Origin of the sequence: Bordetella genomosp. 2 (assembly GCF_002261345.1) — a bacterium.
Taxonomy (GTDB): domain Bacteria; phylum Pseudomonadota; class Gammaproteobacteria; order Burkholderiales; family Burkholderiaceae_B; genus Bordetella_A.
The window spans coordinates 635,768-650,493 of sequence record NZ_NEVT01000006.1 but is presented as its reverse complement, the minus strand read 5'-3'; the positions used below and the strand labels follow the sequence as shown (position 1 = coordinate 650,493).

14 protein-coding genes and 1 tRNA gene are annotated in these 14,726 nt (G+C 66.9%); 5 read left to right on the top strand and 10 right to left on the bottom strand.

Annotated features, from left to right (window positions below):
* Positions 1–41: 41 nt before the first annotated feature.
* A complete protein-coding gene (locus tag CAL24_RS13250; protein ID WP_038853937.1) occupies positions 42–323 on the bottom strand; it encodes a hypothetical protein in 282 nt (93 codons plus the stop codon).
* A 355-nt stretch (positions 324–678) separates the two neighbouring features.
* A complete protein-coding gene (locus CAL24_RS13245) occupies positions 679–1,056 on the bottom strand; it encodes a hypothetical protein (protein WP_028355766.1) in 378 nt (125 codons plus the stop codon).
* A 188-nt stretch (positions 1,057–1,244) separates the two neighbouring features.
* Between CAL24_RS13245 and CAL24_RS13240 the strand changes: the two genes are divergently transcribed.
* The 3 genes from CAL24_RS13240 to CAL24_RS13230 all read left to right on the top strand — a co-directional run bounded on the left by CAL24_RS13240 (position 1,245) and on the right by CAL24_RS13230 (position 3,609).
* The gene (locus CAL24_RS13240; RefSeq protein WP_094806930.1) at positions 1,245–1,937 is read left to right on the top strand and encodes a DUF3053 family protein; all 693 of its coding nucleotides are present in this window, start codon (positions 1,245–1,247) and stop codon (positions 1,935–1,937) included.
* 66 nt (positions 1,938–2,003) lie between these two features.
* A complete protein-coding gene (locus CAL24_RS13235; RefSeq protein ID WP_028355767.1) occupies positions 2,004–3,086 on the top strand; it encodes an AI-2E family transporter in 1,083 nt (360 codons plus the stop codon).
* Positions 3,087–3,252: 166 nt separating this feature from the next.
* Positions 3,253–3,609, top strand: coding sequence for a hypothetical protein (locus tag CAL24_RS13230; RefSeq protein ID WP_028355768.1), 357 nt, complete (start codon positions 3,253–3,255; stop codon positions 3,607–3,609).
* Positions 3,610–4,078: 469 nt separating this feature from the next.
* On the opposite strand, the gene CAL24_RS24160 is transcribed toward CAL24_RS13230, so the two are convergent.
* The 5 genes from CAL24_RS24160 to egtD form a co-directional block, all read right to left on the bottom strand.
* Positions 4,079–4,660, bottom strand: coding sequence for an SOS response-associated peptidase family protein (locus tag CAL24_RS24160; RefSeq protein ID WP_170947083.1), 582 nt, complete (start codon positions 4,658–4,660; stop codon positions 4,079–4,081).
* Positions 4,661–4,839: 179 nt separating this feature from the next.
* On the bottom strand, positions 4,840–5,025 hold the full coding sequence (locus tag CAL24_RS24155) for a hypothetical protein (RefSeq protein WP_028355770.1): 186 nt from the start codon (positions 5,023–5,025) through the stop codon (positions 4,840–4,842).
* 600 nt (positions 5,026–5,625) lie between these two features.
* Positions 5,626–5,702, bottom strand: a tRNA-Met gene (locus tag CAL24_RS13220).
* 126 nt (positions 5,703–5,828) lie between these two features.
* Positions 5,829–7,130, bottom strand: a complete 1,302-nt coding sequence (egtB, locus tag CAL24_RS13215) for an ergothioneine biosynthesis protein EgtB (protein WP_094806927.1) — start codon at positions 7,128–7,130, stop codon at positions 5,829–5,831.
* A gap of 29 nt (positions 7,131–7,159) precedes the next feature.
* On the bottom strand, positions 7,160–8,002 hold the full coding sequence (egtD, locus tag CAL24_RS13210; protein WP_249278559.1) for an L-histidine N(alpha)-methyltransferase: 843 nt from the start codon (positions 8,000–8,002) through the stop codon (positions 7,160–7,162).
* A gap of 42 nt (positions 8,003–8,044) precedes the next feature.
* Here egtD and CAL24_RS24030 point away from each other — a divergent pair, with 42 nt between their 5' ends.
* Both CAL24_RS24030 and cls read left to right on the top strand, forming a co-directional pair.
* Positions 8,045–8,956 carry a hypothetical protein gene (locus CAL24_RS24030; protein ID WP_141218083.1) on the top strand — a complete coding sequence of 304 codons (912 nt, stop codon included), beginning with the start codon at positions 8,045–8,047 and terminating at the stop codon, positions 8,954–8,956.
* 15 nt (positions 8,957–8,971) lie between these two features.
* Positions 8,972–10,354, top strand: coding sequence for a cardiolipin synthase (gene cls, locus CAL24_RS13200; RefSeq protein WP_094806925.1), 1,383 nt, complete (start codon positions 8,972–8,974; stop codon positions 10,352–10,354).
* A gap of 8 nt (positions 10,355–10,362) precedes the next feature.
* Here the strand turns inward: cls and CAL24_RS13195 are convergent, their stop codons facing one another.
* From CAL24_RS13195 to CAL24_RS13185, 3 genes are all read right to left on the bottom strand, one after another.
* Complete coding sequence (locus tag CAL24_RS13195; RefSeq protein WP_028355774.1) at positions 10,363–12,021, bottom strand: FMN-binding glutamate synthase family protein; 1,659 nt, start codon at positions 12,019–12,021, stop codon at positions 10,363–10,365.
* Between the two features lie 76 nt (positions 12,022–12,097).
* Complete coding sequence (locus CAL24_RS13190) at positions 12,098–13,327, bottom strand: YeeE/YedE family protein (RefSeq protein WP_028355775.1); 1,230 nt, start codon at positions 13,325–13,327, stop codon at positions 12,098–12,100.
* A 115-nt stretch (positions 13,328–13,442) separates the two neighbouring features.
* Complete coding sequence (locus CAL24_RS13185) at positions 13,443–14,723, bottom strand: arsenic transporter (RefSeq protein ID WP_170947082.1); 1,281 nt, start codon at positions 14,721–14,723, stop codon at positions 13,443–13,445.
* Positions 14,724–14,726: the final 3 nt, after the last annotated feature.

The following is a 14,726-nucleotide window of genomic DNA, read 5'->3' as shown; positions in this document are numbered from 1 at the left end:
TGAGGCTGAATTTATCACGCGTCCTGTTGCCGGCCGCGCACTTACGCGTGGCGCAGCGGTTCGATCCGGTGCACGTGCTCGTGGCGGAAGCGGATGCGCATGGCGGGGCCGTTGCCTGCGCCGTGCGGGCGCACCATGTCGGTGGTGTAGGTCACTGTGCCATTGATGGGCGCGTTGTAGATGACCGTGGCGCGGATTTCCGGGCCGTCGGCCGGGCGCAGGTGCACCACGTCGCCGACATGGATCGGCATCTGGTCCAGCTTGCTGTGCGGCCGGCGGCGCACCAGGTGCTTGGCGGTGATGGGGTGGATGGTGTTGTTCATGTTTTTCTCGCTCTTCGAGTTCTGGTTATGAGGAAATGCAGCGCCGCCTCGCGAACGGGGCGCAGGCAGGCGGGCGCGACCGGTTGGCGGTGGCGTCGCGGATGCCTGGCTGGATGGCGGGCGGGGCGCTTCGTGGCCCCGGTTGGGTGCGGGGCGGCCCGGGGCGATGTTCCGGTATGGACACCGTACGGGTGGGGCGGGTTCGCAGGGTTGTGACCCGGTCAGTGCGCGGCGCCGGCCTTGTTTTGTGGTATCGAGCGGCTGGCAGCGAAACTGCGCACTAAGTTATTGATTATATGGGGGTGGGCGAGTTATGTCAAGTCCCGCGCGCTTGCCCCCCCCGCAGGGCGGCGGTTCAGCGGCGCAGGGCGGCCTGCTGGTGGGCCAGGCGCTGCGCTTCGATGATCTGGTCTTCCAGGTCGGGCGACATTTCCAGGGCGACCTGTGGGGCGGCGCCGGGAGCCTTCTCGAGCTTCAGGCGGATGCGCTGGCCGTTGAATGCCGCCGGTGCGGCCTGGATATCGACGTAGCGCTGCACCAGGGCGTCGACCGCGCGTTGAGCGCCGGCCAGCGCGGCATCGTCCAGGGGCGCGTTGGCCAGCGCCTGGTTCACCGTGCGCGCCAGGTCGGACGTGAAGAACAGGAAAGCGTTGGCGCCGCGGCACTCCGGGTGGGCATGGCCCCAGGGTTCCTGGGCATCGGCATCGGCGGCCGTATGGGAGTCGGAATTCATGGGGGCAAAGGACTGGCGGGTTGGCTTGCGCGCATTGTAGGGCATGGCGGGACAGGCGCCACAGCCATGTCACATATCGCTTCCGAGGCAACAATTCCTATAAGCGCTATTTCGGCGCGCGCACTTGCGGTAAGGTTCCGAACCGGCCGGGCTCGCCGCCGCGGGAGCCCGGCAACCTGGAGGGACCCATGCGGGCTGTATGCCGATTCATCTTGCTGCTGCTGGCCGGGCTGCTGCTGGTCGGCTGTGTCAATAAAGAGCCCGAAGAGCGCGCCGCCTTCATGCAATGGCTGAGTGCGCGGGCGCTGGCGGCGCCGGACGCCGGCTTGCCGGCGGCGGACGAGGCGCAGCGCGACGCTTTCGGCGACTATGCGGAACATTACGCGGTGCTGGCCGACTTCCAGGTCGCGGCGCGGGCGGCCAGGCGGACGCTGCATCAGGCGATCGAGCATGAACAGTTGCATTCGGTGGCCCAGCTGCAGGCGCGTCGCGCTGCGCTGCGGGACGACCAGCAGGCGCTGGCCCAGGCGCGCACGGCCCTGCACGAGGCGTTGGCGCAAGCCGGCGCCGCGCGCGCCGAGCTCGAGCAGCCGGTCGACCTGCAGCCGCTCTACGCGCAGGCCTATGAGCGGTTCGTGACGGCCGAGGCGGGACGGCTCGATGGCTGGTTCGCGATCGCCGAGGCGGCGCTGGGCGACGCTTTGCGCGCCGCGGATTTCATCGCCGCGCATCGCGACCAGATGCTGGTGAGCGCCGATGCGGCGGCCGTGCGCGATCCTTCCGTGCAACGGGAGCTGAACCGCCTGCTGGGCGCATTGAACAGCCATGCGGCGGCCGTGGGCCGGGCGCGGGCCGCCCTGTCGTCCGGGCCGGCGGATTGACCCGCCTGCAATGCCGGCTTTGTACAATTGCGCCTCACGCGGCCGCCGCCGCGCACGGGATCAAACATGAACGGCTCTACCCTGCATTACCGCATTTTCCTGTTGTTGCTGGTGGTGGTATCGGTCGCTTTCGGCTGGGTGCTGTGGCCGTTCTACGGGGCCGTGTTCTGGGGGGCGATCCTGGCCATCATCTTCGCTCCGGTCCACCGGCGCATTGCCGCCAAGCTGGTCAAGCGGCGCAACCTGGCCGCGCTGATCTCGCTGGTGCTGGTGCTGCTGGTGGTGATCGTGCCGGTGACTTTCATCACCGGGTCGCTGGTGCAGGAAGGCGCCAACCTCTACCAGCGCGTCAAGTCCGGCAGCCTGAATTTCGGTCTGTACTTCCAGCAGGTGCTCGATGCGCTGCCGCCGTCGCTGCATGACATGCTGTCGCGGTTCGGCCTGGCCGACATCACCAGCCTGCAGGACAAGCTGACCGCGGGCGTGATGCAGGGCAGCCAATTCCTGGCCACGCAGGCATTCAATATCGGGCAGGACACTTTCCAGTTCCTGGTCAGCTTCGGCATCATGCTCTATTTGCTGTTCTTCCTGCTGCGCGATGGCTCGCTGCTGTCGGCGCGCCTGCGCGCCGCGATTCCGCTCAGCGAGGGGCACAAGATGCACCTGTTGCGCAAGTTCACTACCGTCATCCGCGCCACCGTCAAGGGCAACATTGCCGTGGCGGCCGTGCAGGGCGCGCTGGGCGGCGTGATCTTCTACATACTCGGCATCCAGGGCCCCGTGCTGTGGGGCGTCGTGATGGCTTTCCTGTCGTTGTTGCCGGCGATCGGCGCGGGGCTCATCTGGCTGCCGGTGGCAGTGTACTTTCTGGTCACCGGCGCGATCTGGCAAGGCGTGACGCTGATCCTGTACGGCGTGCTGGTGATCGGCATGGTCGACAACGTGCTGCGCCCGCTACTGGTGGGCAAAGACACCAAACTGCCCGATTATGTAGTGCTGATCTCCACGCTGGGCGGCATGGCGTTGTTCGGCCTGAACGGCTTTGTCATCGGCCCGCTGGTGGCGGCCTTGTTCATCGCTTGCTGGGATCTCTTCACCTCGGATTTTGGCCAAGCCGCTTCAGGCGACGATACCCCCCGCCAGCGCTGAGGCCGGCGTTCCGTCACCTTTTCGCTGTCCCGACCCCGGGGATGTAGTCAATTATGGATTTCTGTAACCCCTGGGTAATCGTCTTCAAAGATTGCAAGGCAGGCGCGGCGACGCCATGTTTTTGCTCTACCCTGGAATCGTAGTACTTCATCAGGGAGATCAAGCCATGGATACTTTTTCCGCCTTTGCTTCCAGGGTGAGCTATTCCATCCGTCCGCGGGTGCATGAAGTCGATTTCGGGGAGTTTCGTGGTTGCGTGGATGTGATCGCGCGCGAGGGCGCCCACACGTTCAGTTTCACGCGCTTCTGCGATATGGTCCGGCCGGGTCGCGACCGGGCCGAATTGGACGCCCTGCGCCTGGCGCAGCGCCTGCAGGTGACCGAGTGCCGGGGCGGCAAGAGCTGGATCCTGCCGGGCCAGGTCAGTGTGCGCTGCGAGCCCGCGGAATTCGTCGACGACGTGCCCAGCAGCTTGCTGCGCCCCGCGCCCATCTCGAAGCGCCACCTCAGAATGGCCGCCTGACGGTTGCCGCAGCGCGCCGCTTTTCTTTAAGCGCGGGCGGGGGGGGCCGTGCGGCGGCGCGCAACAGGCTCGCGCATGAGTCCCTGGCCGCGCCAGCGCGGATCTAGCCAGAAGCCTCGTTGGTTTTGCGAGTCGTCCATCAGATCATGCCGATCAGCTGCGCCGGCTGCGCACACGGGCGCATCGTCCAGCATTGGGAAATATCCGCTGGATGGCGGGCGCGTCGCCCAATTGCAGAGGCCGCAGCGCCAGCCACGGTGTGGAATTCCGGCTGGGACGCGGGCGCGTCGGGCACATGGCTTGCGAGCGACATCATCGCGTAGGACTTCACAAGGAGATAGCGATGAGTGTATGCGCCGACATCGTGTCGGGAGTCCAGGGCGACGATATGGACTGGCCCGGCGATTTTCCGCCCAGGCATTGATCCCGTCCGCCGCGTCGCCCCTTTGCGGGGCGACGGCGCTTCGCGCTATTGCAAGGTGGCGGTCGCCGGCTGCCACTGGAACGTGGATTCCATCCAGGGCGTGCAGGCCAGTTCCAGCGCGTTGATGATCGGGGTGGAAGGATCGACCCAAGCCAGCGCAGCCTGGACCGGCAGCACCACCGGCCGGACGTGGCCCGCGCTGCGGGCGTCGGCGATATCGTCGGTGACGATCGCCAGCCCGTCTTGTTCGCCATGCTGGTTGCCGGGGCGCCAGGCGGTGAGGGCGGCGATGTAGATGGGCTTGCCATCGAGAGAGCGGATATACCGGCTGGCGGTCGGGTCGGCGCCGATGGGCTGATACCAGCCGTCAGCGGGCACCAGCACGCGCTGTCCCAGTAATGGCCGCCACACGGCGGAGCCGCGTAGCAGGGCGGCCAGGCGCGCGTTCATGACAGGGCGCCGTTTCCACCAGCTGGGCGCGTAACCCCAGTGGAAGCGGTCCATCGCGGGTGTGTCGCCGAAGCAATGGATGGCCAGCGGGCGCGCGTTGATGGCGTCGTCGTCACGCGCGATGCTGGCTTGGCGTGTCCGGCCGATGTTGGAAAACAGGGCTGTCATGTAATCCATGGGCCCGGACTTCTGGACGATAGTGCTGCACATGCTGGCTCCCGCAGTTTGCCAGTGAAACGGCGGATATCCGGGCTCGTCACGCTGCGCGCGGTCGGGCATATCTCGCCCGGGCGGAGAGATCATCCGCCATCGGGCCCGTAATTCCGGTTTGGGTGAAGTGAACCGCCGAGCGGCGGTTAGATGCGATCTTTGCGCGCGTACTTTTCGCGCACGTACTGCGCCAATTCTTCTTCGGTGCTGCGCTGTCGTAGGTAGTCGGCGGTCATGGTCCGGGAAGCTACGGCCGTTTTTGCGGCGCGCAACTCGGACGGGCAGAGCCGGCTGTCGTAAGTGTCGGACGGTTTGAAGTGCGAATACTGCATGACATTCCTCCCCATTGACCTTCGTAACTCGTTGTATCGCGAACCTGGAAACAATCGAGTAAAAATCAGCGCTGTTTCTTCCTGATTTTCCCCATACATTGGCGGATTTTTCGATTTTCATCAAGTCTCATTCAGTCAGGTTTCGATAAATGCTCGAAAACCCCAGGATCGTGTGATGATTTGTGCATAAATATCGCACTTATGGAGAAAATCTCGCAACACTGTTACTTTTTTATGACCGCGCCGGGTCGCTATTGTTGTGGAAAAGCGAAGTTTCCCCTCGTGCTTCCCATAGGGGCGGCTTGGCCCGGGCGGCAACTTTCCGCGCTGGCTGGCGATGCGGGAGCTTGTTTAAAGCGCGCCGAGATTCGTTGCGTAAAGTTACGAAATATGCAGTAACTGTTTGCCCGCGCTCAGATGTAAGTTTAAATAAAAAATCACCGCAGAAATAATCAGATATATAGCCGTCTAGATGCTATTGTGCATTGCGCAAAAATGGCGGACATTTGGGGTGCGGAACGGGGAGAACGGCATGCGGCGTACGCGCGGCCAAAAGGAAAGGCCGTTAGTGATCACCATCACTAACGGCCTTGGATTTCTTGGTGGCGCATCCCTGATTCGAACAGGGGACCTGCGGATTATGATTCCGTCGCTCTAACCGGCTGAGCTAATGCGCCATGCAGAAGGGCGCTGAAATCGCGTCCGCTGCGGCTTCGCTTCTTGAAAAGTGCTCGAAAAGCGAAGAAATAAATTCTAGCATGGGTTTATGTCGGTGCGCAAACCTCGGTGCGTGCGCGGCCAAGCTATGCATCGCGGGCCAGGCGGATGCCGGAGAACTGCCAGCGGGCCTGCGGGGGAAAGAAGTTGCGATAGCTGGCGCGGATGTGGTCACCCGGGGTGACACAGGAGCCGCCTCGCAACACGTACTGGTTGCACATGAACTTGCCGTTGTATTCGCCGACGGCCCCGGCCGGCGGCGTGAATCCGGGATAGGCGTCATACGCGCTGCTGGTCCATTCCCAGGCGTCGCCGTACAGCTGGACCGGCCCGCCCGCGCGCGGGCGCTGCGGCGCCGCGCGCGGCTGCAGATGCCCCGTCTCGAGCAGGTTGGCGTGGCCGCGCGGGGCGTTGCGCGCGGCGTGTTCCCATTCGCCTTCGCGCGGCAGGCGCGCGCGGGCCCAGCGCGCGTAGGCGTCGGCCTCGAAGTAGCTGATGTGGGTCACGGGGGCGTGCGGATCGAGGGGCTGCATGCCGTGCAGGGTGAAGACATGCCAGTCGTCCCTGCCGCCTTCCCAATACAAGGGGGCCTGCCATTGGTCCGCGCATACCTGGTCCCACCCCAGCGACAGCCATAGGTCGGGGCGGCGGTAGCCGCCGTCGAGCATGAACTCCAGGTACTCGCCCTGCGTGACCAGGCGATCCGCAAGGAAGTAGGGCTGTAGCAGGATGTCATGGGCGGGGCGCTCGTTGTCGAAGGCGAAGCCGGGCGGCTCGCGGCCGATGCGTACTTGGCCCGCGTCATAGCGCGTCCAGCCCGCCGCCGTGGCCGCGGGCAACTGGCCCGGGGCCGGGCCGGCATAGGCCGGCTTGAGCGGATTGAGCGACAGGGCGTGCTTGATATCGGTGAGGATCAGCTCCTGGTGCTGCTGCTCGTGGTTCAGGCCGAGTTCCACCAGTTCGTCGAACTCCGGGTCGGCGCCGGCCAGGCGGGCCAGCAGGTCCGACATCGCGGCGTCGACATGGCGCCGGTACGCCAGCACCTCGGCCAGCGACGGGCGCGACAGCAGCCCCCGCTGCGGCCGCGGATGGCGCGCGCCGACAGCGTTGTAGTAGGAGTTGAACAGCATCCGGTAATGCGGATTGAACGGCGCGCGCTCCGGCTGAAACCTGGCAATGATGAAGGTTTCAAAGAACCAGGTCGTATGGGCCAGGTGCCATTTCACCGGGCTGCAGTCCGGCATCGACTGGATCTGGCAGTCTTCCGGGCTGAGCGGCTCGGCCAGCGCCAGCGTCTGGCCGCGTATGCATTCGTAGCGTTGCGACAGCCCGGACAGGCCTTCTTGGCATGGCGGGGCGGGGTGGGTCAACAGGCAGGCGGGGTCCATGGGCATCCTGGCAGGTCAATGGCGGCCGGTCAGGCGCGCGCGCTGAAAACAGAGAACCACTCGCGCGAATCCGACCAGTGCTGAATGTCGCCAAAGCCGGCGCGGGCCAGCAGGTCACGGAAGGCGTCGACAGTGTATTTGTACGAATTCTCGGTATGTATACGCTCGCCGCTGGAGAAGCGCCGCTGTGCGCCGGGCCAGCAGACGCGCACGTCGGTCAGCGCCTGCAGGTGCATCTCGATGCGGGAATGCGCTTCGTCGTAGCGCGCCACGTGGCTCCAGTCGTGGACGTCGAAATCGCTGTCCAGCAAGGCGTTCACGTGGCGCAACAGGTTGAGGTTGAAGGCGGCCGTAAGGTGCAGCGCATCATCATAGGCGGGTTCGAGAATGTGGCGCGGCTTGACCCGGTCGACGCCGATCAGCAGGCCGCCGCCCGCGCACTCGGCGCGGATGCGGGTCAACAGCGAAAGCGCCTGCGCGGGGTCCAGGTTGCCGATGCTCGAACCCGGGTAGAAAAACAGCCGGCGGCTGGCCGGCACGTGCGCGGGCAAGGCCAGGGCGTCGTGAAAATCCTGTCCGAGCGCGATGATTTCCAGGCCGGGATGGGCGTGCTCGAGGCGCGCCACGGCGGTCTGCAGGTACTCGGCCGAAATGTCGATCGGCACGTAGCGTCGCGGACGCAGGGCGCCGAACAGCCGTTCGGCTTTGACGCAATCGCCGGCGCCCAGGTCGATGAGGGTGTCGACCGCGCCGACGTGCTTGGCAATGGCGGCTCCGTGATCGCGCAGGATCTCCGCCTCGCAGCGCGTGGGGTAATACTCGGGCAACTGGGTGATGGCGGTGAACAGGCTGGAGCCGAGAGTGTCGTACAGGAACTTGGGATCGATGTGCGCCGCCGGTGCGAGCAGGCCGGTTTGCAGTTCGTGGAGCGCCGGGCAGGGCGCTTCGAGGGGGGGGCCGGCGGCGCGGTGGCGAGCATGCTGCGGGGGTGGACCATGCGATGGTTCCTTGCAGAAGCGATCCTTATTGTGACCGGCAACCGGCGGACACTGTCAAGGCTTGTGCGCGGATTGCAAAGGTTTTTAACGAAAAGCAAGCACCGCCCTGCCAACCGCCACAAAATGCATTGCCCGCCCGGGCGCCGAAATACCGGATTACTGCTGGTTGCGAAACCACAGGACAGCGCCAGGCGGGGCGCGCAGAATAAAGTCCAGAACTACTATGCCAAGGCTTTCAGTATGTCGTCGATTATCGTTGCGCGTTTCGATAGTGTTCCGTCGGCAAAAAGTGCGGCACATGCCCTCCTTGCCGAGGGTTTTCGCGAAGAGGCGGTCAGCCTGTTCCGCGGCGGGCGCCGCACCGGGCGGGTGCAGCCCTGGGACGAAGATCCCGCGGCGCAGGCCGAGGATGTGCGGTACGGCGTGGCATGGCGCGCGGCCGCCCTGGCGGCGGCCGGGGCCCTGCTGGGCACGCTCGCCGCATTGTTCCTGAGCCGCGGCGACCTCGCCGTGGTCGGCGGCGCGGTGCTCGGCGCATGCGCCGGCGCGGCCGTGGGCGCGCTGTGGGCCGGGCGGCGTCTGACAGAGCTGCGCAATGCCGCCCTGAGCAGCATCCCCGCGGCCGAGCAGGCCGTGCTGCTGACGGTGCAGGTCGAACCCGATGAAGAAGAGGCCGTGATGGCGTTGTTGCGCGATGCCGGCGGCTTCCAGGTCGACCGCGAGCACGGCCGCTGGCGCGGCGGGCGCTGGACCGATCGCGAGCCGCTGCGGCGCGCGCCATCGTCGCGTCGCACGACGGTGTCGCACCGGACGCAGTGGCAGCCCTGAGGCCGGGAGACAGCCATGCTGGCGCGCGGCCCGGTGCGTGCGGCACGATGCCTGCTCTGGCTGGCGCTGGGCGCCTGCCTGGCCGCCTGCGCCCGCGTGCCGGATGCGCAGGAGCGCGCGGTGCGCCAGGCGCAGGCCGGGCAGTCGGCCGATTCGGGCTGGGCGAGCTATCGCAAGGGGCGCGATATCGTGGCACATGCTGATCCGCAGCGTTCGCGCGATTTTCTCGCACGGCATCTGGCGGTCGAGCAGGCCATCAGCGGCGCGCCGCTGGTGCATGGCAATCAGGTGCGCCTGCTGGCCGACGGCCGCGCCACCTACCAGGCGATGCTCGAGTCGATCGACAGCGCGCGCCACTACGTCCACATGGAAACCTATATCTTCGAAGATGACGAAGAGGGCAGGCGCTTCGCCGACGCGCTGATCGCCGCGCATCGGCGCGGCGCCGCGGTCGCAGTGATGATCGATGCAGTCGGCACGCTGGGCACCCCCGACGCCCTGTTCGACCGCATGCGCGACGCGGGCGTGCAGGTGGCGGTCTTCAATCCCGTCAATCCGGCCGCCGCCCGGGCCGGCTGGTCGCCCAACCAGCGCAACCACCGCAAGCTGCTGGTGGTGGACGGCAAGGTCGGCTACCTGGGCGGCATCAACGTCAGCAGCGTGTATTCGTCCGGCTCGCCGTCAGGCGGCGAGGGCCGCGCCGCGCAGCCATGGCGCGACACGCACATTCGCATCGCCGGGCCGGCGGTCGCCGAGCTCGAGCGGGTCATGCTGGCGGGCTGGGCGTCGCAAAAAGGGCCGCCGCTCGCTCCCCGCGAGTTCTTTCCGGAGCTCGAGCCGACAGGCGGCCTGACCGTGCGCATTCTGGCCAACCAGCCCGATCGCAGCGACGGCTATACGGTGTACCTGACCCTGATGTCGGCGTTCGAGAGCGCGCAGGAATCCATACACATCACCATGGCGTATTTCGTGCCCGACCCAGCCTTCGTCGAGGCGCTGGAGAACGCCGCCCGGCGCGGCGTCGACGTGGTCTTGGTGCTGCCCGGATTCAGCGACTCGTCGCTGGTATTCCATGCCGGGCGCTCGCATTACGAGAGCCTGCTGGAGGCCGGCGTGAAGATCTACGAGCGCCGCGACGCGCTCCTGCACGCCAAGACGGCCGTCGTCGACGGCGTATGGTCGACGGTGGGGTCCAGCAATATGGACTGGCGCAGTTTTGCCTTGAACTATGAGATCAACGCGGTGATCCTGGGGCCGGAATTCGGCGCCGAAATGGAAGCGCTGTTCGACCGCGATGTCGCCGAATCGACGCCCGTGACGCTGCAGGCCTGGCGGGATCGCGGCCCGGACGACCGTTTCATGGAGTTCTTCTCGCGGTTGTTCGAACGCTGGCTGTAGGGGCGCGCTCAGGCCGCGACGGTCTGGGCCCGGTGAATGGCGGCCAGTGCCGCCGTCACGTCATGGGCCGGCTGGAACGAGTCGGCGCGGGCCATCGACCAACCCACCTTGAACACGGTATGGCGGAATTCGCCGCGCAGCAGCTCGCCCGGTTCGAGTTGCGGGAACAGCGCCGACAGCAGGCGGACCTCGCTCGAAGAAATACGGCGGGCGATGTGGTGCGGCCGCAGTTGACTCGGATGGGTCAGCCCGGCTGCCTGCAGCAATTCCGCCAGCGCGTGCAGCGTGTTGCGATGGAAATGGGCGACGCGCTGGGCCTTGTCCGGCACCACCAGCGCGCGCTGGCGCAGGGGGTCCTGCGTCGTCACGCCGGTCGGGCATTTGCCGGTGTGGCACGCTTGCGCCTGGATGCAGCCGATCGCGAACATGAAGCCGCGCGCCGCGTTGCACCAGTCCGCGCCCATGGCCATCACGCGCGCCATGTCGAAAGCGGTGATGATCTTGCCCGAGGCGCCCAGCCGGATGCGGTCGCGCAGGTTGACCCCGATGAGGGTGTTGTGCACCAGGCGCAGGGCCTCGCGCAGCGGGGTGCCGACGTGGTCGACGAACTCCGCCGGAGCGGCGCCCGTGCCGCCTTCGGCGCCGTCGACCACGATGAAGTCCGGCGTGATGTTGGTCTCGAGCATCGCCTTGACGATGGCGAACCACTCCCAGGGATGGCCCATGCAGAACTTGAATCCGACCGGCTTACCCTCGGACAGTTCGCGCAGCCGCGCCACGAAATGCAGCAGCCCGACGGGCGAGTCGAAGGCGCTGTGGCTGGAGGGGGAATTGCAGTCTTGCCACGGCGCCACGCCGCGCGCCTCGGCGATCTCGGGCGTGACCTTGCTGCCGGGCAGTATGCCGCCGTGGCCCGGCTTGGCGCCCTGCGACAGCTTTATCTCGATCATCTTCACCTGCGGCATACAGGCGTTGCGCGCGAAGGCTTCCTCGGAGAACGCGCCGTTGGCGTCGCGGCACCCAAAGTAGCCGGAGCCGATGTTCCAGACCAGCGCGCCGCCCGGCTCGCGATGGTAGCGGCTGATGCCGCCTTCGCCGGTGTCGTGCGCGAAATTGCCCTGGCGCGCGCCTTCGTTCAGGGCCATGACGGCGTTGGCGGACAGGGCGCCGAAGCTCATGGCCGAGATGTTGAATGCCGACATCGAATACGGCTGGCGGCAATCCGGGCCGCCCACCGTCACCCGGAAGTCGGCGTCCTCGATGCGCGCCGGCACCAGGGAATGGTTGATCCATTCGTACCGGTCGCCGTAGACGTCTTCCTGGGTGCCGAACGGCCGCTTGTCGATTTCCTGCTTGGCGCGCTGGTAGACGATGGAGCGCTGCGCCCGCGAGAAGGGCGCGGCGTGCGTGTCGTCTTCCAGGAAATACTGGCGGATCTCGGGCCGGATGAATTCGAACAGGAAGCGCAGGTTGCCCAGCACCGGATAGTTGCGGCGGATGGCGTGCCGCACCTGGATCAGGTCATACAGCCCCAGCAGCGCGAGCAGCCACAGGGGCACGGCGGCCCACAGCCACCAGGGCGAGGCGGCGAGCGCCAGCGGCGTGGTGATCGCCGCGCCCAGCAGCACCAGGAAGAAGGTGGTGTATCGGCCTACTATCCAGTCCATGCGCGTCTCCCGGTATACGGATGACGGCAACCATACCAGATGGCGCAGGCCGGCCCGGCCGCGGCCGGCGGTTTTTTCAGCAGCTGGACGCGGCGGGCGTGCGTTCCACCGCCAGCCCGAACAGCGGACGCAGGCGCACGCCCAGTGCGCTGCCCGCGAACGCCGCCGGCAACCACAGCCAGGCGTGCAGGCTGCCGGACAGGATGCCGCTGAAGTAGGCGCCGATATTGCATCCGAAGGCCAGGCGCGCGCCGTAGCCCAGCAGCAGGCCGCCAATGACGGCGCCGGCCAGGGACCGGGCCGGGACTTTCCAGACCGGAGCGAATTTGCCGGCCGCGGCCGCCGCCGCCAGCGCGCCCAGCATCAGGCCGATGTCCATGACCGAGGTGATGTCCTGGCGCACCGGCGCGGCCAGCGCCGCCTGCTGCTTGGCCCAGTACGCCCACGAGGCCGGGTCGCCGCCCAGCGCATCCAGCGCCTTGGCGCCCCACAGGGCGAAAGCCGAGGTGATGCCCCAGGGCCGGCCGGCCAATGCCAGGGTGGCGAAATTCAGTATCACCAGCGCCACGCCGCCCCAGATCAGCGGCCAGGGCCCTTGCAGCAGCGAGGCCGGCCGGCTGGTGCGCGCGGCGAACGAGATGACGCGGCCGTGGCGGCGCTTTTCCAGCACGGTGGTGAGCCACGCGATCAGGGCGAATACGGCCAGGTTGGCTGCCAGCGCCACGGGCAGGCCCCAGCTCTTGATCAGCGACGTGGGCGCCAGCGCTGGCAGGGCCGACCACCAGGAGAAATGCGCCGTGGCGATCACCGAGCCGATGATGAAGAACAGCAGGGTCACCAGCATGCGGGTATTGCCGCCGCCTACGGCGAACAGCGTGCCGGAGGCGCAGCCGCCGCCCAGTTGCATGCCCACGCCGAACAGGAAAGCGCCCAGCAGCACGGAGACGCCCGGCGGCGAGACGAAGCCGCTGACCGGTTGGCCCCACAGCGTGCCTTGCGCCAGAAACGGGAAGAACAGCAGCACGCCGACGGCCAGCATCAGCATTTGCGCGCGCAGTCCGGCGCCGCGGCGGTCCGAGACAAATACTCGCCAGGCTTGGGTGAAGCCGAAGGAGGCGTGGTAGAGCGTGACCCCCAGCAAGGCGCCGACGATCCACAACGCGCCCTGTCGCCAGCCGACGGCCTGGCCCAGGTAGATGGCCCCGGCCAGCACCGCCAGCAGGGCGAGCCACAGCGGCTTGCGGTTGATCTGGACCGGCGGGAGGGCCGATGGATACGGCAGGGTAGAAGAGGCGGAGGATGGCATGGGCGAAGAAGCGGCAATGCCGCAGGTTGCAGTCTTGCACCAGTCTAGGCGCGGAAATAAATAACTCAAACTACAGTATTTTGATTTTTTAATAGCTATAGGTAATTTAACAAGCCTATTGCAGGCGCAGTGCCAGGGCGGCCAGCGTGACCAGCAGGACCGGCAGGGTCAGCACGATACCGACCTTGAAGTAATAGCCCCAGGTAATGCGCAGCCCCTTGCGCGCCAGTACGTGCAGCCACAGCAGGGTGGCCAGGCTGCCGATGGGCGTGATCTTCGGTCCCAGGTCGGTGCCGATGACATTGGCGTAGATCATCGCGTCGCGCACGGCGCCGGTGGCGGTGGTGTCGGCGATCGACAGCGCGCCTACCAGGACCGCGGGCAGGTTGTTCATGACCGACGCCAGGAAGGCGGTCACCAGCCCCGTGCCCAGCGCCGCGCCCCATACGCCGTGGGCGGCGAAATGCTCCAGCAGCGCGGTCAGGTGCGCGGTCAGCCCGGCGTTGCGCAGCCCGTACACCACCAGGTACATGCCTAGCGAGAACACCACGATGTGCCAGGGGGCTTCGCGCATGACGCGGCGGGTGCCGACGATGTGCTGGCGCCCCGCCACCAGCAGCAGGGCCAGCGCGCCGGCGCAGGCAATGGCGCTGACGGGAATGCCGAGCGGCTCGAGCACGAAGAAGCCGGCCAGCAGCAGCGCCAGCACCGCCATGCCGGCCCGGAAGGTGGCCGGGTCGCGCACGGCGCTGCGCGGCGCCGGCAACTGCCCGACGTCGTAGCGGGCGGGGATCTGTCGGCGAAAGAACAGGAACAGGACCGCCAGCGTGGCGCCGACCGCGGCGAAGTTGACGGGCACCATGACCGAAGCGTAGGACCCGAAGCCAATGCCGAAGAAATCGGCCGAGACGATATTCACGAGGTTCGACACCACCAGGGGCGTGCTGGCCGTGTCGGCGATGAAGCCCGCGGCCATGACGAACGCCAGCGTGGCGCCCGGGCCGAAGCCCAGGGCCAGCAGCATTTCCATGACGATGGGGGTGAGGATCAGCGCGGCGCCGTCGTTGGCGAACAGGGCCGAGACGGCGGCGCCCAGCAGCACGATGAGCGCGAACAGCCAGTGCCCGCGGCCGCGCCCCCAGCGCGCCACGTGCAGGGCGGCCCATTCGAAGAAGCCGGCCGCGTCCAGGATGATGCTGGTGATGATGATGGCAATGAAGGTGGCCGTGGCGTTCCAGACGATGTGCCAGACGGCGACGATGTCGGACGGCTGCACCACGCCCGCCAGCAGGGCAAGCGCGGCGCCTGCCGATGCGCTCCAGCCTATCCCCAGCCCGCGCGGCTGCCAGATGACCAGGACCAGGGTGGCGACGAAAATGGCGGCGGGCAGGAGCACGGT